Genomic DNA, 21010 nt, shown 5'->3' with positions numbered 1-21010 from the left:
CGTCCGCGCTTGTGATGACCCTAGACCGGAAGGCCCGCAATGCCCGTCAGTAGCATGACGGGCTTTGCCCGTTTCGAAGGCCAGGCCGAGGGCGCGGGCTTCGTCTGGGAGCTGCGCTCGGTCAACGGCAAGGGGCTGGAGCCTCGCATCCGTCTGCCGCAGGGCTTCGAGAGCATCGAGGCCGAGGTGCGCAAGCGTCTCGGCGCCCGTCTGTCGCGCGGCAATCTGCAGGTGTCGCTGACGCTGGACCGGCCGGAAGGCGTTTCGAACTTTTCGATCAACCATGCCTTTCTGAGCGAGCTTCTGCGCCTGTCGGACGAGATCGTGCGCAGCGAACGCGCCGCGCCGCCGCGCGCCGATGGATTGCTGGCGCTGCGCGGGGTGATCGAAGTCTCCGACGAAACGCATTCATCGGACTGGTTCACGGCGCGCGCGCCGGCTGTGCTGCAAGGGCTGGACGGCGCGATCGCCGCGCTGGTCGCGGCGCGCCAGAGCGAAGGGCTGGCGCTGAAGGCCATTCTGGACAGGCGCGTCGACGAGATCGAGGCGCTGGCGAAAGCGGCGACCGACGATCCCTCCCGCTCGCTCGCCGCCATTCAGGCGCGCTTGCAGCGGCAGGTGAGCGAGCTTCTCGGCCTTGACGCCGGGCTCGACGCCGCTCGCCTTCACCAGGAAGCGGCGATGATCGCCGCCAAAGCCGATATCCAGGAAGAACTCGACCGGCTGACGGCCCATGTCGCCGCCGCGCGCACGCTTTTGAGCGAAGGCGGTCCTGTCGGTCGTCGTCTCGACTTCCTATCGCAGGAATTTAACCGCGAATCGAATACGATCTGCTCCAAGTCCCATACGGCGTCGCTGACGGCCATCGGCCTGCAGCTCAAAACCGTCGTCGATCAGTTTCGCGAACAGGTTCAGAATCTCGAATGAAACCTCACTTGGATGTGGAAACGAATCCGCCGATCGCGCGACGCGGCCTGATGCTGGTGATTTCCTCGCCATCGGGCGCAGGCAAATCCACGATCGCGCGAAACCTCCTCGAACTTGACCCGAAATTCTCGCTCTCGATCAGCGTGACGACGCGCAAGCGCCGCCCGAGCGAGATCGACGGGGTGCACTACCATTTCATCACGATCGAAGAGTTCGAACGCCTTCGCGCGTCCGACGCGCTTCTGGAATGGGCGCAGGTCCACGGCAATTTCTACGGAACGCCGCGCGCGGCGGCCGAACAGGCGATGCGCGAAGGGCGGGACATGCTCTTCGATATCGACTGGCAGGGCGCGCTGCAGCTGCAGGAACAGGCCAAGACGGATATCGTCTCGATCTTCATCCTGCCGCCGTCCATGGACGAACTCGCGCAGCGCCTGATGCGCCGGGCCGAAGACTCCAAGGAAACGATCGCGATGCGGCTGAAGAACGCCTGCGTCGAAATCGAGCGCTGGCGCGACTACGAATATGTCGTGATCAACGACGATCTCGACCGCGCCTTCTCGGCCGTCCTGTCGATCGTCAACGCGGAGCGCCTGCGCCGCGACCGTCGGCCGGGCCTGTTCGACTTCACCGCCAAGCTTCTGGACGAGGCCACCAAGGCCTCCAACACCTGAAATCGCGATCCCTTGAAACGAAAGCGGCGCCCTCGGGCGCCGTTTTCGTTTGAGATCTCAGGACAGCGCGTTGGCGAGCCGGACGAATTCGGCGACGTCCAGCGTTTCCGCCCGCCGCGTCGGATCGATCCCGACGCGCGAGAGCAGCGCTTCGCCGCCGACAGGCTTCAGACTCTGGCGCAGCATCTTGCGGCGCTGGCCAAAGGCGGCGGCCGTCACGCGCTCCAGCGCTTCCAGCGAAACGGGGAGAGGCTCGGAGCGAGGCACGACATGCACGATCGCCGAGGTCACCTTGGGCGGGGGCGTGAAGGCCTCGCGCGACACGTCGAACAGGATCTCGGCTTCGGTTCGCCAGCCGGCGAGAACGCCGAGCCGTCCGTAATGATCGTCGTCGGCGCCCGCGACGATGCGCTCGGCGACTTCCTTCTGGAACATCAGCGTCAGATCGGTCCAGCGCGGCGGCCAGACGGGAACCGTGATCCAGTTGAGAAGCAGCTGCGTGCCGACATTGTAGGGCAGGTTCGCGACGATCTTGTAGGGCTCGGCGGTGAGGCTGGCGGGATCGATTTCCAGCGCATCGCCTTCGATGAGGGTGAAGCGGCCCGGATAATGCGCGCCGATCGCCTCCAGTGCGGGTCGGCAGCGCGGGTCCTTCTCGATCGCGATCACATGCGCCGCGCCATGCGCCAGCAGCGCGCGCGTCAGGCCGCCGGGGCCGGGCCCGATCTCGATCACGGTTCGCCCTTCGAGCGAACCGGCCTGACGCGCGATGCGGCCCGTCAGGTTGAGATCGAGAAGGAAGTTCTGGCCGAGCGCCTTGCGCGGGTCGATGCCGTGGTCGGCCAGCACCTCGCGCAGCGGCGGCAATCCGTCGAAGGCGAGGGTCATGCGTCGGCTTCGCCGGAAAGGGCGGCATTCTCGCGCGCGATCTTGGCCATGCGGCTGGCGAGCCGGAGCGCCGCCACGAAACTGTTCGGCCGCGCCGTGCCCGTGCCGGCGATGTCGCCCGCCGTGCCGTGGTCGGGCGAGGTGCGGATGATCGGAAGGCCGAGCGTGACGTTCACCGTCTCGTCGAAGGCGAGCGTCTTGGCCGGGATCAGCGCCTGGTCGTGATACATGCAGAGCGCCACGTCGTAGCGCCGGCGGGCTTCCGGATGGAACATCGTGTCGCCGGGCAGGGGACCGACCACGTCGAACCCGTCAGCCTGAAGCATCGCGACGGCTGGGCGGATGACGCTCTCGTCCTCGCTGCCGATCGCCCCGCGCTCGCCCGCATGGGGGTTAAGGCCGGACACGGCGAGGCGCGGCGCATCGAGCCCGAACCGGGCCTGGAGGTCGGCGAGGACGATGCGCGCGGTCGAGACGATGAGGTCGGTCGTGAGCGCGGCCGGGACTTCGGCCAGCGGAATGTGGATCGTGACGGGCACGCAGGAAAGCTCCGGCCCCGTCAGGAGCATGACCGGCTGAAGGGTCCGGCCGGTCAGCGTGCCGCAGAGCTCGGCGAGATATTCGGTGTGGCCGGGATGGGCGAAGCCCGCGTCGTAGAGCGCCTTCTTGTCGATCGGATTGGTGACGAGCGCGTCCGCCTCGCCGGCGAGAACGAGCCGCGTGGCGCGGTCGATCGCCTCGATCGTGCCGGCGGCATTGGCCGGATCGATCTGACCCGGCGTGTCGCCATGGCGGTTGACGAGCGGAAGAACGGCAAGCTCGGTCGGCGCGACGTCGCCGGCCTCGGTGAGGGTCGTCAGCGTGCGGATCGTCACCTCCAGCCCCAATCGCGCGGCGCGCCCCGCGATCATCGCGGGGTCGGCCAGAAGCACGAATGGGGGCAAGTCGAGAAGTTCGCGGTCGCCAAACGCCTGGAGCGTGACATCCGGCCCGACACCCGAGGGCTCGCCGACCGTGACCAGAAGGGGACGGCCTTCCGGCCCGGCGTCGTCGCTCTGCATGAAACCGATCTTATCGACGGATGATTGCCGCCTTGGCGCGCAGCTTTTCGAGGAAGGCCTTGTCGGGCTCCTTCTTGCCCATGGCTTCCAGCTCCTTGGCCTGGAAGACCATCGCGGCCGTCTGGTCGTCCGACACGGAGCGGCTGTCGCAGACGGCGATGAACTCGACGCCGCGCTCGGTCGGCTGCGCCTTCGTGGTCTTGCCGCGCGAGGCGTTGACGATCTCGTCCTTCCAGCGCGGCGGCAGCTCGGGCTGCGGAATGCGGCCGAGATCGCGCACGGTCACGTCGCGCAGGCCCTTGGCAATGTCGTAGGTCGCCGGGCAGCTGGTGAAGCGCTGGCGCATGGAATTGGCTTCGTTCATGCGCTTCTGCAGCTCGGAGGAGCGCTTGTCCTGCGGCACGACGAAGATCACCTGCTGGAGCGTGTATTCCGTCGTGGTCGGCTTCTTGCCGCCATCCTGGATCATGCGCTGCACGGCCTGCTGTTCGGTGATCCGCTCGGTCTGGCGGACATTGGCGACGACCGCCTGACCCCAGCCCATCTGAACGCGGATATAGTCCTTGAAGCCCTTGGCCGAGAAGCCGGCGCGCCCGAGCACTTCGGAAAGCTGGGCTTCCGTCAGCTTGTTGTCGCGGGCGAAGCGCGCGAAGGCCTCGTCCACCGCGGCATCGGGAATCTGGATGCCCCGGCGGCGCATTTCCTGCGACTTGAGGGCCTCGTCGATCAGCTCGTTGGTGGCCGCTTCCGTGCCGCCCGGCGTGCGGCGCAGCTTCAGGAAGGCGGCGCGCTGCTGGATCTGGTAGCTCGTGATCGCCTGCTTGTTGACGACGACCTTGATTTCCGACGCAGCCTGGGCCGGCGCGGCGGACAGGCCGCCCACGACGAGAAGGGCAGCCAGAGCCGAACAGACGGCGAACTGTCGGGCGTGGGTGCGTAGGGTCATCGTATGCCTATCTCCGGCTCCAGATGCGGCCGGCAGGTCCGGGCGCGCATGGTCGCTCTTATGCGACGGCTTTGGCGAAACCATGGTCTTTTAACAGATCAGTTCGTGGAGCCAAGACCGTAGCTGTAGCCGACCTGAGCCAAGGTGCGGAACGAGAGCGTGACCATCACCTTGGTTTGAGCTTCGGTCAGGCGATATTGATCGTCCGTGTTCTGGTACTGCGCGATGAGGCTGAAGCACTCGTCCGCGTAGCCCACGCCGAAGGTCTTGTTGATGAACACGTCGTTCTCGATGTCGTAGGTCAGCGAGCCGAAGGTCTTGATCGTGTCCGTCACCTTGTAGTTCGCCCCGACCGAGACCTGCTTGCGGTCCTCGGGGAAACTGTAGATCGGCTGGGCGGCGATCTGCGAATAGACGAGCGAGGTGTCGATCCGTCCGTAGTTGAAGCCCGCCATCAGGTCGGTGCGCTTGACGTCGAAATCGTCCTTGTCGAAGCGCCCCTGCGCGCCGAGATAGACGCCGATCGGGGTGGCGAGCGAGACGGCCGAGACATAGTCGGAGCGGTCGTCTTCGAGGCCGGATTCGTAGCCGACCAGGGCGAGGTCGGGCTGCGCGAACGGGTTCTCGCCGGCCAGATGGAAGGACTGGCCGACCACCGCGTCGATCGCGTAGCCCGCGCCGAACACACCGCCATATTGCACGCCGACATTGGCGCGTGTGCCGCCCTCGATCCGGTCGTAGCCGGAGAACTTGTCCTCGTCGAAGAGATTGCCCGCGTTGAAGACGAGGCTTTGGGCGTCCTCGTTCGGCAGGAGGCCGGACTTCATCTCGTCCGGGCGCACCAGAAGCTGGGCGATCGGCGTGATGACGTGCGAGGAGGTCGCCGTTTCGATGAGGAAAGGATAGCGAACGTCGAGGCCGGCCGTCGCCATCCCGCGCGCGCCCGACTCGTCCACCTCGATCCCGCCGAGCCCGAGGCTCGAAGTCGTGCCGTAGGGAATGCCCTGGGCTTCCATGTCGGCGCGATAGAGATCGCCGCGAAGGCTCGCCGACGGCGTCACCTGAAGGCCGAAATCGGTCGTCAGCGTGCGCTTCCATTCGACATCGACGCTGGAGCGCGTGTAGTCGCCCTCCAGCACGTTGCGGCGGAAGACGTCGGTTCGATAGGGGAAGCCGAGCGTCCCGCTGCACACGCCGGCGTCGAAGCGCACCGGGTTGCACAGGAGGAGATAGCCCGGGCTCGTCGTCTCGCGCCGGATGTTGGTGACATTGGCGTCGATCTGCAGCTGACCGCCGAGAACCGAATCGTTCTCGATCCGCTGGTAGTCGAGCGAGGGCAGAACGAAGGGCTGCACGCGGCTCGGCAGCGTGTTGTCGGTCTGGACGCTGAAGCTCTGCGCGCGCAGGTCGAAGAAGCTCTGGTCGCCGAGACCCGTGAGGTAGACCTCGTTGGTGCGGTAGAGCTGGTCGAAATTCTCGATCTGGTAGTTGTGGCTGAAATTGCTGTCGCTCTGCACGAGCGCGTCCCAGCCGAAGGTCCAGTTCTCGTTCAGCGCGAAGCGGCCCGTGGTGCCGATCATGGCGCGGTCGCGATCGGCCGGATCGAGGCTGCTGAACACGTTGTCGGAGCGCACGTCGTTGAAGCGGCCGGGATCGAGCTGCGAGATGCCGGCGGTCTGGAGCGTGAAATAGCCGTTCTCGAAGGCCTTGCGGTATTCCGCCTCGGCGAGGAAGCCCTGCCGCGTGAAATAGGTGCCGGCGACCGTCGCGTCGGAGCTCTCGTCGATCGCGAAATAATAGGGAACGCGCAGGCCGACGCCGACCTTCGAGGACGACTTCACGCTCGGCGGCAGGAGGCCGCTCTGGCGCTTCACGGTCGGATCGGGCGAGGCGAAATAGGGCAGGTAGGCGAGCGGCTTGCCGAAGAGCTCGAAGCGCGCGCCGTAATAGCGCACGACCTTGTTCTTCTGGTCCCAGACGATGCGCCGCGCCTTGACCTGCCAGAGCGGCGGACGCTCGGGATTCTTCTCGCACGCCTCGCAGGCGGTGTAGACGCCGCGCTCGAAGGTCGTCGTGTCGCCGTTCTGGCGCACGGCCTGGCCGGCGGCAAAGCGCGTGTTGTCGGGCGTCTCGATGCGCAGGGCGGCGATGAAGCCGTTGGCGAAGTCGTCGGTGACGTCGATCGAATCAGCGTAGATCTTATTGCCCGACGGCTCGATCAGCTCCACGTCGCCGGATGCGACGAGGCGGCGCGCGCGCTGGTCGTAGGTGATGTTGCGGGCGACGAGCTTGTAGCTGCCATAGTCGATCTGGATGCCGCCAGCCGCCGTCACGACCTGCTTTTCGCTGTCATAGGTGACGGTGTCGGCTTCCAGGAAGAGCTGCGTTCCCTCGGGCACGGAAACGGAGGTGCCGAGGTCGCCGAGCGACGTCTGCGCACGCGCCGGCACGCTCGCGACCATGATGGCCGAGATGGCGGCGCCCGTCAGGAGAGCGCCCTTGAGGAGAGACCGACCCCCGGCCCCCCATCGGCGCGAGTTCCCCCTCGCTGTCATTCTATCCGTCCTCCTGATGGAGCAGGATTGTCGTCCCGAACAATCCCGCCGCCACGACCGGGAACCAAGCCGCCACGACGGCCGGAATCACGGAGTTGCTTCCCAGCGCCTGAGCCAGGAACGTTACGACGTAAAGCACGAAGCCCGCAGCGACGCCACCGACGATCGTCCCTGTGGATTGTCCCAATCGCGTGTAACGCACAGCCACGGTGGCGGCGACGAGCGTCATGGCGACGAACAGGGCAGGGCGGGCGATCAAGGCGTTGAACCGCATGGCGAAAGCATCGGCGTTGTAGCCCAGGCTGCGGGCCACCTCGATCTTGCTTCCCAATTGCCAGATGGAGATCGCGTCCGGATTGGCGAGTCGTTGCTCGATGAATTCCGGAAGAAGCGTGGTGGGCAGGAGAACGAGCTTCTCGCGCACGGGCGGCGAGCCGACGCGCGTCACCAGCGGGTTCTCGATGCGCCATTCGCCGTTCTGAAGGCGGGCCTGCGCGGCGTCGATGCGCTCCGACACGACGCCTTCGTCGCGCAGGACGAAGGCGGTGACGCCGCCGAGCGTCGATCCCCCGTCCGAGATGGCCTTCGCGCCGATGATCGATTCCACGCCCTTGCCCTTCTGCCGCAGCCAGGGCGAGCGGTCGGAGCTTTGCGTGACGACGCCGGCCGCCCCGGTCTGCAACCGTTCGGAATGGGCCTGCGCCGCCGCCGCGATCGGATTGTAGAGGGCGACGGAAAGGACCCCGATCAGGAAGGAGCCGAAGGCGAAGGGCGCGATGATCTGCCAGACCGACATGCCGCCGGCGCGCGCGATCACGAGTTCGAGCTTCCGGTTCAGCGAGACCAGCGTGAAGATCGAGGAGAACAGGATGATGAAGGGAAAGGCCTGCTCGATGAAGGCCGGCACCCGCAGCGCCGAGATCATCGCGATCGTGGCGAAGCCCACATCCGCCGAGGCTCCGCGCCGGCTGACCTCGATCATGTCGATGAGATAGGTCAGCGCGAAGACGGCGATCAGCGTCGAGGCGAAGCTGACGAGATAGCGGCGCAGGAAATAGAGGTTGATCGTGCGCCGGGTCATGCGCCACCCGCCCGCGTCTGGCGTCGCTCGGAGGGGAGAAGCCGGCCGATCTGGCCGCCGATCCAACGGAAGCCGTCGCCCGTGCGGCGCACGATCGGATGTTCGGTCACGTTCACGTCACGCCAGAGAAGCCAGATGTCGAAGAGGATCGCCAGGATCGGCAGCGAATAGATCACGGCGGCATAGCGCGGATTGCGCTCGATCAGGGAGAGCGACACGAAGCCGAGCGCCTTCAGCGCCAGGGCGCCGCCAAGACCGAGCGCCATGGCCGGGCCGGGGCCCTGCCGGTTGGTGCGCGGATGCGAGGCGACCACGAGCGCCCAGAGCGCGAAGGCGATCGGGAACAGCCAGTCGGTGCGGCGCTGGGCCAGTTCCTCGACGAACTGGTTCGGGTGGAGCTGGAACACCTTGTCGTTCGGATCGGGATTCAGGAGGTCGCGCGTCGAGCGCTCCGACATGCGAATCCAGTCCCCGGTTTCCACCGGCCGCAGATTGGCGAGGTCGAACGCATAGGTCTGAAATTCGATGATCGAGACGGTGCCGTCGGTGTTGTTGCGGCGATGGAGCTGCCCGTCGTCGAGCACGAGATAGGACTGCCCCTCCCGTTCCACGACCTGCGCCTCGCGCGCGAAATAGGTGAGGTCGAGATTGGGATCGCGCGTGTCGGACAGGAAGAGGCCGCGCACATTGGAGCCGCGCGCCTCGTCGATGCTCATCACCAGCCCGTCCTGCACCCGCTCGAAACGGCCCGGCTGGAGAAACAGGCTGATCGCGTCGGCATTGATGGCGCGGATGCCGTTCTGGAAGGCGCTGGAGGCGGCCGGTCCGACGAAGTTCGAGTTGATGACGATCAGGAAGGCCGCGCCGAAGGCCAGATAGAGAATCGGCTTGAAGATCACCTTGCGCGAGCCGCCGGCCGCCGCGATCACCGCGCGCTCCGAATCGGCGTTCAAGGAGTTGAGGGCCTGGATCGAGCCGATCAAGACGGCGAAGGGGAGGACGCCCGCCGCCAGATCCGGCATCAGCATCAGGGCGATCCAAACGATGTCGCCCGCCGCCGTCGCGCTGGTGCGCACGATGTCGAGGCGCTGGAGGACCTGGACGATCCAGACGATCATGACGAGCGCGGCCAGCGAACCGCCGCTGTAGAGAGCGACCCGCCTGAGGATGTAGCGTTCGATGAGCTTCATGCAGTTGTCGTTCCGGCAGTCCCGTTTCGGGCGCCGGATATCGGCGCAGCGTTCGAACCCGTTCGTTCGACTTATCTGGCTGCCGTAGACTGCTCCAGCTTGGCTAAAGAAGGGCGAACAAAAATGGTTAACGCTTTCTTACAATCTTGACCACCCTTGCATTCGCTTCGTCCCCGACCAGAATGCTGGGGAGGCCGACTCTCCCCGGAGCCCGCCCTTACCCATCTCGGGGCCGTCCGGCTCCCTGCTTCGCCATCGAGGTTCTCCCATGTCCCATTTGCCGACCATCCAGTTCGCCGCGCCGCAATTTCCCGCCTCGGGAGTTCTGGTGGTTCTGGCGGGCAAGGACGGGGCGCTGCCCGCCGGACTGCCGGACGGCGTGCGCGGCGCGGCGGAGCGCGCCGGCTCGCTCGGCAAGTTCAAGGGCAAGGGCCTGTCCACGGTCGAGACCATCGCGCCGGCCGAGAGCGGGCTCGACCGGATCGTCGTGGTCGGCACGGCGGGCGAGGAGCCCTTCGGCGAGGAAGACTGGCTGAAGCTCGGCGGCACGATCCAGGCCAAGCTGGCCGGCGCCAGCGTAGCGACGATCTGGACCGAGGGCGCAGCGGCGGCCCCGCAGGCCCGCGAAGCCGCGACCATCGGTCTCGGCATTCTCCTGCGCGCCTACAAGTTCGACCGCTACAAGTCCAAGAAGGCGAAGGACGGCGAGGAGGACACGGCGGATCAGACGCTCACTGTTACGATCGCCGTCGCCGAACCGGACGCCGCCCGCGCCGCCTTCGAGCCGCTGGACGCGCTCGGCGAAGGCGTGCGCCTGGCGCGCGATCTCGTGAACGAGCCCGCCAATATCCTGACCACGACCGATTACGCCGCGCGCATCGAGGCGCTCTCGTCCACCGGCCTCGAGATCGAGATTCTCGACGAGAACCGGATGCGCGAACTGAAAATGTTCGCGCTGCTCGGCGTCTCGCTGGGCTCGCCGACCCCGCCGCGTCTCTGCATCATGCGCTGGAACGGCGGCGCGGAGGGCGAAGCGCCCGTCGCCTTCGTCGGCAAGGGCGTCGTGTTCGACACGGGCGGCGTGTCGATCAAGCCGGCCGCCGGCATGGACGAGATGAAGGGCGACATGGGCGGCTCGGCCGCCGTGGTCGGCCTCATGCGCGCGCTCGCCGGCCGGCAGGCCAAGGTCAACGCGATCGGCGTCGTCGGCCTCGTGGAAAACGCGGTGGACGGCATGGCCCAGCGGCCGGGCGACATCGTCACCGCCATGTCCGGCACGACGATCGAGGTTCTGAACACCGACGCCGAAGGTCGCCTCGTGCTGGCCGACGCGCTCTGGTACACGCAGGAGCGCTTCAAGCCGCGCTTCATGGTGAACCTCGCCACGCTGACCGGCGCCATCATCGTGGCGCTCGGCAACCAGCATGCCGGCCTCTTCTCCAACAATGACGAGCTGGCCAACCGGCTTCTCGCGGCCGGTCTCGCGACCGGCGAGAAGGTCTGGCGGATGCCGCTCGGCAAGGACTACGACAAGATGATCGAGGGCAAGTTCGCCGACATCAAGAATGTCGGCAACGGGCGCTCGGCCGGTTCGATCACCGCCGCGCAGTTCCTCCAGCGCTTCGTCAACGATGTGCCCTGGGCGCATCTCGACGTCGCCGGCACGGCCATGGGCTCGCCCAGCAACGAGTACAACCAGTCCTGGGCCTCGGGCTTCGGCGTCCGGCTCCTGAACAAGCTGGTGGAAGAGCATTACGAAGCCCGCTGAGATGGCGGAGGTTCTCTTCTACCACCTTACCGAAAGCCGTCTCGAGGAGGCCCTGCCGGACCTCCTCGAACGCTCGATCGCACGCGGCTGGCGCGTGATCGTGCAGACCGCGACGCCCGAGCGGCGCGACGCGCTGGACCAGCATCTCTGGGTCTACAAGGACGACGGTTTCCTGCCGCATGGCACGGATGCCGACGGGTCCGGCGCGCTCCAGCCGATCCTCCTCACCACGGAGCCGGAGCAGCGCGCCAACGATCCGCATGTCCGCTTCATGGTGGAAGGGGCGGTGCCGGCGAGTCTCGAAGGCTACGAGCGGGGCGTCTATCTCTTCGACGGGCACGACGGCGATCAGCTCGCCTCGGCTAGGGCGCGCTGGACGGCGGAAAAGGCCGCCGGCCATGCGGTCACCTACTGGCAGCAGACGGACGATCGTCGCTGGGTAAAGAAAGCGTAGCCTGCCGGATCGGGCCGCTCGGCGTCGCGGCGAGTTCGGTGTCGCTCTTGTCGAGGAAGGACAGAACCGCCTCGGCATAGCCTTCCGGGTCTTCGAGCGGCGCCGAATGGCCGACATCGGGCAGGACGACGAGGCGCGCGCCCGGGATGGTGCGCGCGAGATATTCCGTGTGGCGGCGGCTGATCGCTTCGTCGTGGTCGCCGATCACGATCTCGGTCGGCACGCGGATCGAGGCGAGCTCCTGGTCCGTGAAGTTCGGCTCGTTGGCCCAGAGCGCTTCGATCTCGTCCGCGACATTGTCGTAATGCTTGAGTTCGGGCACCACGGCGGTCTTCGGATCGTAATGCTTCACGCCGGCCGGCGTCGCGTTCGCCGCCTGGATGAAGATGCGCGACAGGCGCTCGGGATGGTTGATCGCAAGGTCCAGCCCGATGATGCCGCCGTCGCTCCAGCCCACGAGATCGGTCTTCTCGATGCCGAGCCGGTCCAGAAGCTCCAGATAATCCTCGCTCATCAGATCGTAGGTGATCGGCTCCTCGGTGCGCGTCGAGCGCCCCTGGCCCCGGCTGTCGGCGAGAATGATCATGTGATCGGCCGAAAGCGCGGCGATCTGCGCGCGCCAGACGCGGCTGTCCGACAGGCCGCCATGAATCAGGAGGATCGGCGAGCCGTGTCCGTAGACGCGGAAGAACATCTCGATGCCGTTCACCGAGGCGAAGCCGGTCTGGTTCGGCATCGGGCCGTTGGCCTTGGCGAGCGGCTGATTGGTGGCGGGAATCGCCGCCAAGAGAAAGGCAATCGAGAAAGTGGCAAGAGATCGAAGCATGGACCGAACCCCGAATCGACCGCGCCGACCGAGGCTCGTCGAATGGGCGCTGAACGGGAAATTAAGCGGGGAGGTTCCCCCGGCCAAGCCTTAGCGTTCGAGCCTTGCCTTAACTTTTCGACAGTTAGGAAATCTCAACCTTTCACTCGGCCGCCATCGCGGCGTCATGTTCCTCGCTGAGTTCCAGCCATTCGCCCTCGCATTTCTGCAGCGTGCGCTCGGCATTGGCCTTCTGCTTGCCGAGATCCGCGGCCTTGGCGGGGTCCTTGGTGTAGAGGGCCGGGTCGGCGAGTTTCCTGTCGAGGTCGGCGATCGTCTCCTGCAGCCGACCCATCTGGATTTCCAGCGCCGAGATCTTCTTCTTGAGCGGCTTCAACGCTTCGCGGCGCTCGGCCGCCGCGCGCCGCTGGTCCACCTTGGAGAGCGTCGGCGCTTCCACGACCGCGACGCTCTCGCCCTGGTTGCCGCCGCCCGAGCGCGCGCCGGACAGGATCAGCTTCTTGTAGTCTTCGAGATCGCCGTCGTAGCGCGACACCGTGCCATCGCCGACGATCCAGAGTCGGTCCATCGTGGCTTCCACCATGTGCCGGTCGTGGCTGATGAGGATCACCGCGCCCGAATAGTCGTTGAGCGCGTGAACGAGGCTTTCGCGCGCCTCGATGTCCAGATGGTTGGTCGGCTCGTCCAGAATGAGGAGGTTCGGCGCGTCCATGGTGGCGAGGCCCATGAGAAGCCGCGCCTTCTCGCCACCCGACAGGCTGTCGGCCACCGTGTCCATCTTGGCGGTCGGCAGGCCCATCTGGGCGACGCGGGCGCGCACCTTGGCTTCCGGGGCGTCGGGCATGTGCCGGCGCACATGCTGCACGGCCGTCTCGTTGGGGCGCAGATCGTCGATCTGGTGCTGCGCGAACATCGCGATCTTCAGGCCCGGCGCGCGGGTGATGCCGCCGCTCTGCTCGCGCAGCCGGTCGGCGATCAGCTTGGCGAAGGTGGACTTGCCGTTGCCGTTGGCACCGAGGAGCGCGATGCGATCGTCCGCGTCGATGCGCAGATTCAGACCACGCAGGATCGAGCGATCCGGCGAGTAGCCGACCGCGACGTTTTCCATGCGGATGATCGGCGAGGCGAGGATCTTTTCCGGTTCGGGAAAGCTGAAGGGCGTGACGTGCTCTTCGACGATCGCCTGAAGCGGCTTCATCCGCTCCAGCGCCTTGAGGCGGGACTGCGCCTGCCGGGCCTTGGTGGCCTTGGCGCGGAAGCGCTCCACGAAGGCTTCCATATGCTTGCGCGCGGCGTCCTGCTTGACGATCGCCTTTTGCAGAAGCTCGATCTTCTCGGCGCGCTGGCGCTCGAAACTGTCGTAGTCGCCCCGGTAATAGACGAGCTTCTTCTGGTCGAGATGGATGATCGCGTTGACGGCGTTGTTCAGAACGTCGCGATCATGGCTGATGATCAGCACCGTGTAAGGGTAGCGCGAGACGAAATTCTCGAGCCAGAGCGTGCCTTCGAGATCGAGATAGTTGGTCGGCTCGTCCAGAAGCAGAAGATCGGGGCGGGAGAAGAGGACGGCCGCGAGCGCGACGCGCATGCGCCAGCCGCCCGAGAAGCTGCCGACGGGGCGCGCCTGCGCTTGCGCGTCGAAGCCGAGGCCGGACAGGATCGCGGCCGCGCGCGCTTCGGCCGAATGGCTCTCGATATCGGCAAGGCGCATGTGAATGTCGGAAATGCGCGCCGGATCATCGGCCGTCTCGGCCTCGGCGAGGAGCGCCACGCGCTCCTCGTCGGCCTTCAGGACGATTTCGAGAAGCGTTTCGGACGTGCCCGGCGCTTCCTGCGCCACCTGGCCGATCCGTGTGCCGCGCGGGATCGACACATTGCCGCTTTCGGACGCGAGGTCGCCCGTGATGACGCGGAAGAGGGTCGACTTGCCGGCGCCGTTGCGGCCGACGAGCCCGGCCTTGGTTCCGCTCGGGATCGTCAGGCTGGCATGGTCAATCAGAAGGCGCCCCGCGACGCGGGCGGACAAGTCGTTGATCTGAAGCATGGCCGAGCTTGTGCCATGTTTGGCGCGCGCGCGGAAGGGCGCTCAATCCCGCCCGGTTTCGCGGATGAAGGCGATGAGGTCGAGCCCGGGGGCGGGAAGGCCGAAGCCGGTGAGGACCGCATGGGCCTGCCCGCGATGATGGGTCTGGTGGTTGAACAGATGGAAGAGCGCCGGCCCGAGACGGCCGGAGACGTCCACCGGATTGGTGATCGGCTTGTAGCGGAAGGGGGCGGCCAGCCGCGCCTCGTCGAGCGACGCGACATAGGCCTCGATCCGCGTGTCCTCCGCACGGCGCGCCTCGCGGAGCGGCTCGAACGCCTCGAACAGGATCGCGTCCAGCCGGTCCGGCGCCTCGCCCTCGCCGGTGAAACGGCGCATCCAGATGCGATCGGCCGCGAGGAGATGGTTCAGCGTGCCGCTCATGGAGCGGAAGAAGACGCCGCGATCCTCGCCGAACCGCTCCGGCCCGAGCGCGGAGGCGGCCTTAAAGAGCCGCGAGTTCGCCCAGCTGTTATAGGCCGCGAGCGTTTCGAGCTGTTCGTGATACATCGGGTCCGTCCAATCCGGGAGACAGGCTGATGACCCTAGCATTGTACGAACTCGTCGGACGCGATTCGGCGCGGCCCTTTTCGCCTCACTGCTGGAAGGCGCGCATGGCGCTGGCGCACAAGGGGCTCGCCTTCGAAACGCGCCCCGTTTCCTTCACGGGCGTCGCCACGGTCGAGAACGGCACGAACCGCACGGTGCCGGTGCTGCGGGACGGCGAAAGCGTCGTGCAGGACAGTTTCGCGATCGCCCAGCATCTCGACGCGCATTACCCCGATCGTCCCTCGCTGTTCGGCGGCGAGGCGGGCGAGGGCGTGACGCGCTTCGTGGAAAGCTGGTCGCAGCGCACGATCCATCCCGCGATCGTGTCGGTCGCGGTTCTCGATATCCACGAGACCCTGGACGAGGAGAACCGAACCTTCTTCCGTGCCAAGCGCGAGGCCGCCTTCGGCCGCACGCTGGAGGAGATTCAGGACGGACGCGGCGAAGAGAAGCTCGCCGCCTTTCGCCGCTCGCTGGAGCCCTTGCGCGCCACCTTGAAGCGCCAGCCCTTTATCGGCGGCGAGACCCCGCGCTTTGCCGATCACATCGTCTTCAGCCCGTTCCAGTGGCTGCGCATCGTCTCGACCTTCCGCGTTCTGGAGGAGGGCGATCCAGTGGCGGCCTGGGTGGAGCGCTGCCTCGACCTGTATGAGGGCGCCGCGAGGCGTGTTCCGGCGGCGTGAGCCCGTCCTTGCCGAGGCGCGGGGGCGCGGCTATAGAGCGGCCGATCCTTCAACTCCCAAGGAAAAAGAGCTTATGGCGATCGAACGCACCTTCTCCATGATCAAGCCCGACGCGACCCGTCGCAACCTCACCGGCGCGATCACCAAGATGCTGGAAGAGGGTGGCCTTCGCGTCGTCGCTTCCAAGCGCGTGTGGATGAGCCGCCGCGAGGCCGAGGGCTTCTACGCGGTCCACAAGGAGCGTCCCTTCTTCGGCGAGCTGGTCGAGTCCATGTCGGCCGGCCCGACGATCGTTCAGGTCCTGGAAGGCGAGAACGCCATCTCGCGCAATCGCGAGCTGATGGGCGCCACCAACCCGGCCCAGGCCGCCGAAGGCACGATCCGCAAGGTTCATGCCCTGTCGATCGGCGAGAACTCGGTCCACGGTTCGGACGCCGCCGAGACCGCCAAGGAAGAGATCGCCTACTGGTTCTCCGAGACCGAGATCGTCGGCTGATTTCAGCCCGATCCGCTGATGCGACGCCGGCCTTCGGGCCGGCGTTTTCGTTTGAAGGGCTTTCCAGCGAAAGCCGGCTCGGACGCCCGTTCTCGGTTCTCAGAGCCGGTGCCAGCGATCCGTCGCCGCGTCGTCCGTGTCCTTGGCCGCGACCCAGCCGCCGATCGTGCCGTCCACGAGATGCTCGCGCTTCCAGAAGGGCGCGCGCGTCTTCATGAAATCCATGACGAAGCTCGCCGCCTCGAAGGCCGCGCCGCGATGGAGCGAAGCGGCCGCGACGAAGACGATTTCCTCGCCGGGCCGGATCAGCCCGTGCCGGTGGATGCAGCAGAGGCGCAGGAGCGACCAGCGCTCGACCGCCTCGCCTGCGATGCGGCCGATCTCGCGTTCGGCCATGCCGGGATAATGTTCGAGTTCCAGCGCCGACAAGCGGCCCGCCTCGTCGCGGCAATAGCCGGTGAAGGTGACGACGGCGCCCGCGTCGCCGTCCGGCGCGAAACGCGCCATCTCGGCGGCGAGGTCGATCCGCTCGGGCCGGACGCTGACGCTGGCTTTGTCCATGTCAGCCGCCGGTCATGGGCGGAAACACCGCGATCTCGCGGCAATCGCCGAGCGGTTCGGAATGCTCGACATGCTCCTGGTCGAGCGCCACGCGCACGCTCTGCGGCGCCTGCAGTGCATCGGCGAAATTCTCGCCGCGCCCTTTCAGCCAGTGAAGGAAGTCCCCGACCGTGACGATGCCGGCCGGCAGCGCGACTTCCTCCTCGTCCAGCCCGACGCGCTCGCGGATCCAGGCGAAATAGACGATCTTCATGCCCCTTGTCCTCTACGCCGTGACCGGGCCGCTTCGCGGCTCGACGGTCTGATGTCCTGCATGATCCCCTCGGGACAGCCGATGCGGCGCCCCGAGAAGCCTGTTCAGACGTCGATATGGCGCAGGCCGGCGCGAAAGTAATCGTAGCCGGTGTAGAGCGTGATGATCGCGCTGATCCACAGGAGGACGATGCCGGCCTGCGTCACGAAGGGGATGATGGCCTCGCCGGCCGGACCGGCGAGAAGAAAGGAGATCGCGACCATCTGCGTCGCCGTCTTCCATTTGGCGAGCCGCGTGACCGGCACGGAAACCTTCAGCTCGGCGAGATACTCGCGCAGGCCCGAGACGAGGATTTCGCGGCACAGGATGACGATCGCCGCCCAGATCGTCCAACCCGCGATCGTGCCGTCGGCGGCCAGCACCAGAAGCGCGGCGGCCACGAGCAGCTTGTCGGCGATCGGGTCGAGCATCCGGCCGATGGTCGAGGTCTGCTGCCAGGCGCGGGCCAAATAGCCGTCGAGCCAGTCCGTCACGCTCGCGGCGACGAAGAGGCCGAGCGCCCACCAGCGCGCGGTGTCCGAGCCGTGCAGCTTTCCTTCCACGAAGAAGCAGAGAACCACGAGGGGCACGGCGACGATTCGCGCATAGGTCAGGACGTTGGGAAGGTTCAGCGCCTTGGAGGCCATGGGTTCGGTCCGGTTCGGATTGCGGCAGGAGGCGGATGCGACTGCCATGGGCTTGCTGATTGCCTGTTCAAACGTGGCTTGGCAGCCGCGTCAACATCGCGCGCCGTTTTTGCGGGCAGGAAACGTGCTCCGGCCAGTCGGCTTGGTCACTGGCGTTCGTGGAAATGGTCGTAGATCGTCTTGGCCATGGCCGCCGAAATGCCCTCGACTTTGAGAAGATCGTCGAAGGCCGCGCGCGAGACGGCTTTCGCCGTTCCGAAATGGTGGAGGAGGGCGCGCTTTCGAGAGGGACCGATGCCGCCGATCTCGTCCAGCGGATTGGCGGTCAGCTCCTTCTTGCGCTTGGCGCGGTGGGTGCCGATGGCGAAACGGTGCGCCTCGTCGCGCAGGCGCTGCACGAAGTAGAGCACCGGATCGCGCGGCGGCAGCGAGAAGGGATCGCGCCCTTGCACGATGAATCGCTCGCGGCCGGCATCGCGATCGACGCCCTTGGCGACGCCGATCGTTGTCACCTTGTCGGCGATGCCGAGCTCGTCCAGAATCCGGCGCACCGCCGAAATCTGGCCCTTGCCGCCGTCCACGAGAACGAGGTCGGGCCAGGCCGGCATTTCGGCGGTTTCCAGCGTCTCCTCGGTCTCCGGCTCCTCGGTCGCCCCTTCCTGGGGAAGCGGGGCGGAGGGCTGCGGCCCCGCGTCGCCATGCTCCTTGATGAGGCGCGAGAAGCGGCGCGTCATGACCTCGCGCATCATGCCGAAATCGTCGCCCGGCGTGATGTCGGTGCCCTTGATGTTGAACTTGCGATACTGGCTCTTGGCAAAACCCTGCGGCCCGGCGACGATCATCGCGCCGACGGCATTCGTGCCCATGATGTGCGAATTGTCGAAGACCTCGATCCGGCGCGGGATGCGCTCCAGCGCGAAGGTCTCCTTGAGGCCGGCCAGGAGCCGCGCCTGCGAGGAGGTTTCGGCCAGCCGCCGACCCAGCGCCTCGCGCGCGTTGCCGGTGGCGTGGTCCACCAGATCCTTCTTTTCGCCGCGACGGGGCACGCTGATCTGAACGCGCCGGCCGGCCTTCGTGGCGAGCGCTTCGGCGAGGAGGGCGGCGTCCTCGATCTCGACCGGCAGAAGCACGAGCGAGGCGGGCGGCTTGTCGTCGTAGAACTGGCCGAGGAACGCGCCGAGCACTTCGCCCGGCTCCAGCGTCGAATCGGCCTTCGGGAAATAGGCGCGGTTGCCCCAGTTCTGGCCGGTGCGGAAGAAGAAGACCTGAATGCAGGTCAGCCCGCCTTCCTGATGGATGGCGAAGACGTCGGCTTCCTCGACCCCGTGCGGGTTGATGCCTTGGTGCCCCTGGATATGCGCGAGCGCCGACAGGCGGTCGCGGAACACGGCGGCACGCTCGAAGTCGAGATCCTCCGCCGCTTCCTGCATGGCCGAGGCGATGGCCTGCTTCACCTGGCTGGAGCGGCCGGACAGGAAGCCCTTCGCCTCGTTCACCAGCGCCTGATACTCCTCCAGCGGAATCTCGCGCGTGCAGGGGCCGGCGCAGCGCTTGATCTGGTGGAGAAGGCAGGGGCGCGAGCGCGTCTCGTAGACGGAATCCGTGCAGGTGCGCAAAAGGAAGGCGCGCTGCAGCGAGGCGACCGTGCGCCCGACCGCGCCGCCCGAGGCGAAGGGGCCGAAATAGCTACCCTTTCGCGAGCGCGCCCCGCGATGCTTGAAGATCGCCGGCGCCTCGTGATCGTCGGACACGAGGATATAGGGGAAGGACTTGTCGTCCCGCATCAACACGTTGAAGCGCGGGCGCAGGCGCTTGATGAGATTGGCCTCGAGAAGCAGCGCCTCGGTCTCGGTGCGGGTGGTGACGAACTCCATGTGCCGCGTCGCGCGGATCATGCGCATGATGCGGTTGGTGTGGCCCTGAAGGCGGGTGTAGCTCGCGACGCGCTTTTTCAGCGACTTCGCCTTGCCGACATAGAGGACCTCGCCCCCCTCGTCGAACATGCGATAGACGCCGGGGCTGTTCGGCAATTGCTTCTGGAAGGCCGAGATGAGGTCCGCTCCGACGAGCGTCTGGTCGACGTCGCGCCCGCCGTCGTCCCATTCGATGGCGGCGATCAGCGATGCGGCGGCGGAGGGCTCGGCGGCGATGTCGGATTCCGTCTCGTCGCCCGCGAAATCCTCGTCCTCGTCGTCGATCTCGGGAATCACTTCGTCGGTCATGTCGTCTTCGCTGCCGAAGCGCGGGGAGAGGCCGCGCCCTTTGTGTCGCATGGGGGCGCCGCGTCGGCGCCATGCCCGGCTCGTGGGCAAGGTCAGTCCTTATATGATTCTTCGCCGCGCCGATGGGAGGGGGCTTTTGCGCGCTTTGTGCGTCTTTGCCCGCCTTTCGACCGGCGAGGACGGCGTGATTGGGATGGGAGTGTCACCGCGCTGCAATTGGCGACGGGCGGACATCGCGCTTATATCGGTTGGAGCGGACCAAGCCGAAGTCAACCATCCTCTGGTGATGGTTTTTTTGAGGCGACAGGTTCGGGAACGCCGCGGCTCTGGCGCGCGTTCGCGAAGAGAGTTTCGAACCGGCGGAATGATCCGCCTCGGATGGAGTGGGATCGATGAAGGTGGTGCGCACCTTTGCCCTTGGCGCAGCTCTGACGCTGCTGGCCTCCACGGCCCAGGCGGCGGATGCCGTCCTGCCCGAGGCGGCCGCGCCGATCGCTCCCGTTGCCAGCGCCTATACGTGGTCCGGCCCCTATGCCGGCGGCTTCGTCGGCTACAATTTCGCCAAGTTCGACCAGAGCGGCGGCGCGAGCTTCGACGGCGAAGGCGTCGTCGGCGGCGTCTATGCCGGCTACAGCCTCCAGACCGAGCGCTTCGTCTACGGGCTCGAGGGCGATATCGGCGCGTCCGACGTCGATGCCGGCGGTTTCAACGTCGCGACCGGTGTTCCGATCTCGGCCGATTCCACGGCCTTCGGCTCGCTGCGCGCGCTGGTCGGCGTCGCCTATGATCCGATCCTCCTGTTCGCGACCGGCGGTCTGGCCGTGTCCAACAAGGAGCTGACGCTGCGCGGCGCGAGCGACGACCAGACCCATCTCGGATACACGGTGGGCGCCGGTGTCGAGGCCAAGGTGACGGACGGCGTCACCTCGCGCGTCGAATATCGCTACTCCAATTTCAGCGACAAGACCTACGATCTGGGGAACGTGTCCGTCTCCTCGGGCTTCGACGAGCATTCGATCCGCGCCGGCCTCGCGCTGAAGTTCTGATCGCGTTTCATAGCCCCAAACGAAAACCGGCGCCGCGAGGCGCCGTTCTTGTTTGGGGAAG

Annotated in this window: 20 protein-coding genes; 7 read left to right on the top strand and 13 right to left on the bottom strand. The window is 66.5% G+C overall.

Annotated elements, in window-relative coordinates; translation table 11 throughout:
* The first annotated feature begins 39 nt into the window (after positions 1-39).
* Positions 40-927, top strand: a complete 888-nt coding sequence (locus B146_RS0106805; RefSeq protein WP_026358396.1) for a YicC/YloC family endoribonuclease — start codon at positions 40-42, stop codon at positions 925-927.
* On the top strand, positions 924-1601 hold the full coding sequence (gmk, locus tag B146_RS0106800) for a guanylate kinase (protein WP_026358395.1): 678 nt from the start codon (positions 924-926) through the stop codon (positions 1599-1601). The genes B146_RS0106805 and gmk overlap by 4 nt, the downstream gene beginning before the upstream one ends.
* A gap of 57 nt (positions 1602-1658) precedes the next feature.
* Here gmk and rsmA read toward each other — a convergent pair whose 3' ends face one another.
* The 6 genes from rsmA to B146_RS0106770 form a co-directional block, all read right to left on the bottom strand.
* On the bottom strand, positions 1659-2489 hold the full coding sequence (gene rsmA / locus B146_RS0106795; protein WP_019995670.1) for a 16S rRNA (adenine(1518)-N(6)/adenine(1519)-N(6))-dimethyltransferase RsmA: 831 nt from the start codon (positions 2487-2489) through the stop codon (positions 1659-1661).
* Positions 2486-3550: a 4-hydroxythreonine-4-phosphate dehydrogenase PdxA gene (gene pdxA, locus B146_RS0106790; RefSeq protein ID WP_019995669.1), complete on the bottom strand. Its 1065-nt coding sequence runs from the start codon at positions 3548-3550 to the stop codon at positions 2486-2488. The genes rsmA and pdxA overlap by 4 nt, the downstream gene beginning before the upstream one ends.
* A gap of 10 nt (positions 3551-3560) precedes the next feature.
* Positions 3561-4496 carry a SurA N-terminal domain-containing protein gene (locus B146_RS0106785; RefSeq protein WP_019995668.1) on the bottom strand — a complete coding sequence of 312 codons (936 nt, stop codon included), beginning with the start codon at positions 4494-4496 and terminating at the stop codon, positions 3561-3563.
* A 98-nt stretch (positions 4497-4594) separates the two neighbouring features.
* Entirely contained in the window at positions 4595-7051 is a 2457-nt protein-coding gene (locus B146_RS0106780) for an LPS-assembly protein LptD (RefSeq protein WP_026358393.1), read from the bottom strand.
* Between the two features lies 1 nt (position 7052).
* A complete protein-coding gene (gene lptG, locus B146_RS0106775; protein ID WP_019995666.1) occupies positions 7053-8132 on the bottom strand; it encodes an LPS export ABC transporter permease LptG in 1080 nt (359 codons plus the stop codon).
* Positions 8129-9322 (bottom strand): LptF/LptG family permease, encoded by a 1194-nt coding sequence (locus tag B146_RS0106770; RefSeq protein WP_019995665.1) that lies wholly within the window; start codon positions 9320-9322, stop codon positions 8129-8131. The genes lptG and B146_RS0106770 overlap by 4 nt, the downstream gene beginning before the upstream one ends.
* Before the next feature lie 268 nt (positions 9323-9590).
* Here B146_RS0106770 and B146_RS0106765 point away from each other — a divergent pair, with 268 nt between their 5' ends.
* Both B146_RS0106765 and B146_RS0106760 read left to right on the top strand, forming a co-directional pair.
* Complete coding sequence (locus B146_RS0106765; RefSeq protein WP_019995664.1) at positions 9591-11090, top strand: leucyl aminopeptidase; 1500 nt, start codon at positions 9591-9593, stop codon at positions 11088-11090.
* Between the two features lies 1 nt (position 11091).
* Entirely contained in the window at positions 11092-11544 is a 453-nt protein-coding gene (locus tag B146_RS0106760; protein WP_019995663.1) for a DNA polymerase III subunit chi, read from the top strand.
* Here the strand turns inward: B146_RS0106760 and B146_RS0106755 are convergent.
* The 3 genes from B146_RS0106755 to B146_RS0106745 all read right to left on the bottom strand — a co-directional run bounded on the left by B146_RS0106755 (position 11495) and on the right by B146_RS0106745 (position 14963).
* A complete protein-coding gene (locus B146_RS0106755; protein WP_019995662.1) occupies positions 11495-12370 on the bottom strand; it encodes an alpha/beta fold hydrolase in 876 nt (291 codons plus the stop codon). The genes B146_RS0106760 and B146_RS0106755 overlap by 50 nt on opposite strands.
* A 142-nt stretch (positions 12371-12512) precedes the next feature.
* Positions 12513-14414 (bottom strand): ABC-F family ATP-binding cassette domain-containing protein, encoded by a 1902-nt coding sequence (locus B146_RS0106750; RefSeq protein ID WP_019995661.1) that lies wholly within the window; start codon positions 14412-14414, stop codon positions 12513-12515.
* A gap of 42 nt (positions 14415-14456) precedes the next feature.
* Positions 14457-14963: a DinB family protein gene (locus tag B146_RS0106745; RefSeq protein ID WP_019995660.1), complete on the bottom strand. Its 507-nt coding sequence runs from the start codon at positions 14961-14963 to the stop codon at positions 14457-14459.
* Positions 14964-14992: 29 nt separating this feature from the next.
* Here B146_RS0106745 and B146_RS0106740 point away from each other — a divergent pair, with 29 nt between their 5' ends.
* Together B146_RS0106740 and ndk are read left to right on the top strand one after the other, a co-directional pair.
* Positions 14993-15685, top strand: coding sequence for a glutathione S-transferase family protein (locus B146_RS0106740; protein ID WP_026358392.1), 693 nt, complete (start codon positions 14993-14995; stop codon positions 15683-15685).
* A gap of 73 nt (positions 15686-15758) precedes the next feature.
* Entirely contained in the window at positions 15759-16181 is a 423-nt protein-coding gene (gene ndk / locus B146_RS0106735; RefSeq protein WP_019995658.1) for a nucleoside-diphosphate kinase, read from the top strand.
* A 99-nt stretch (positions 16182-16280) separates the two neighbouring features.
* Here the strand turns inward: ndk and B146_RS0106730 are convergent, their stop codons facing one another.
* The 4 genes from B146_RS0106730 to uvrC all read right to left on the bottom strand — a co-directional run bounded on the left by B146_RS0106730 (position 16281) and on the right by uvrC (position 19954).
* Entirely contained in the window at positions 16281-16742 is a 462-nt protein-coding gene (locus B146_RS0106730; RefSeq protein ID WP_019995657.1) for a molybdenum cofactor biosynthesis protein MoaE, read from the bottom strand.
* Between the two features lies 1 nt (position 16743).
* Positions 16744-16995: a molybdopterin converting factor subunit 1 gene (gene moaD, locus B146_RS0106725; RefSeq protein ID WP_019995656.1), complete on the bottom strand. Its 252-nt coding sequence runs from the start codon at positions 16993-16995 to the stop codon at positions 16744-16746.
* A 104-nt stretch (positions 16996-17099) separates the two neighbouring features.
* Positions 17100-17681 (bottom strand): CDP-diacylglycerol--glycerol-3-phosphate 3-phosphatidyltransferase, encoded by a 582-nt coding sequence (gene pgsA / locus B146_RS0106720; protein WP_019995655.1) that lies wholly within the window; start codon positions 17679-17681, stop codon positions 17100-17102.
* Between the two features lie 146 nt (positions 17682-17827).
* Positions 17828-19954 (bottom strand): excinuclease ABC subunit UvrC, encoded by a 2127-nt coding sequence (gene uvrC / locus B146_RS0106715; protein WP_019995654.1) that lies wholly within the window; start codon positions 19952-19954, stop codon positions 17828-17830.
* 341 nt (positions 19955-20295) lie between these two features.
* On the opposite strand from uvrC, the gene B146_RS0106710 reads away from it, so the two are divergent.
* Positions 20296-20949 carry an outer membrane protein gene (locus B146_RS0106710; RefSeq protein WP_019995653.1) on the top strand — a complete coding sequence of 218 codons (654 nt, stop codon included), beginning with the start codon at positions 20296-20298 and terminating at the stop codon, positions 20947-20949.
* Positions 20950-21010 lie beyond the last annotated feature (61 nt).

The sequence above is a fragment of the Aureimonas ureilytica DSM 18598 = NBRC 106430 genome (assembly GCF_000382705.1).
GTDB lineage: Bacteria > Pseudomonadota > Alphaproteobacteria > Rhizobiales > Rhizobiaceae > Aureimonas > Aureimonas ureilytica.
This window is presented reverse-complemented; position numbering and strand designations above follow the sequence as displayed.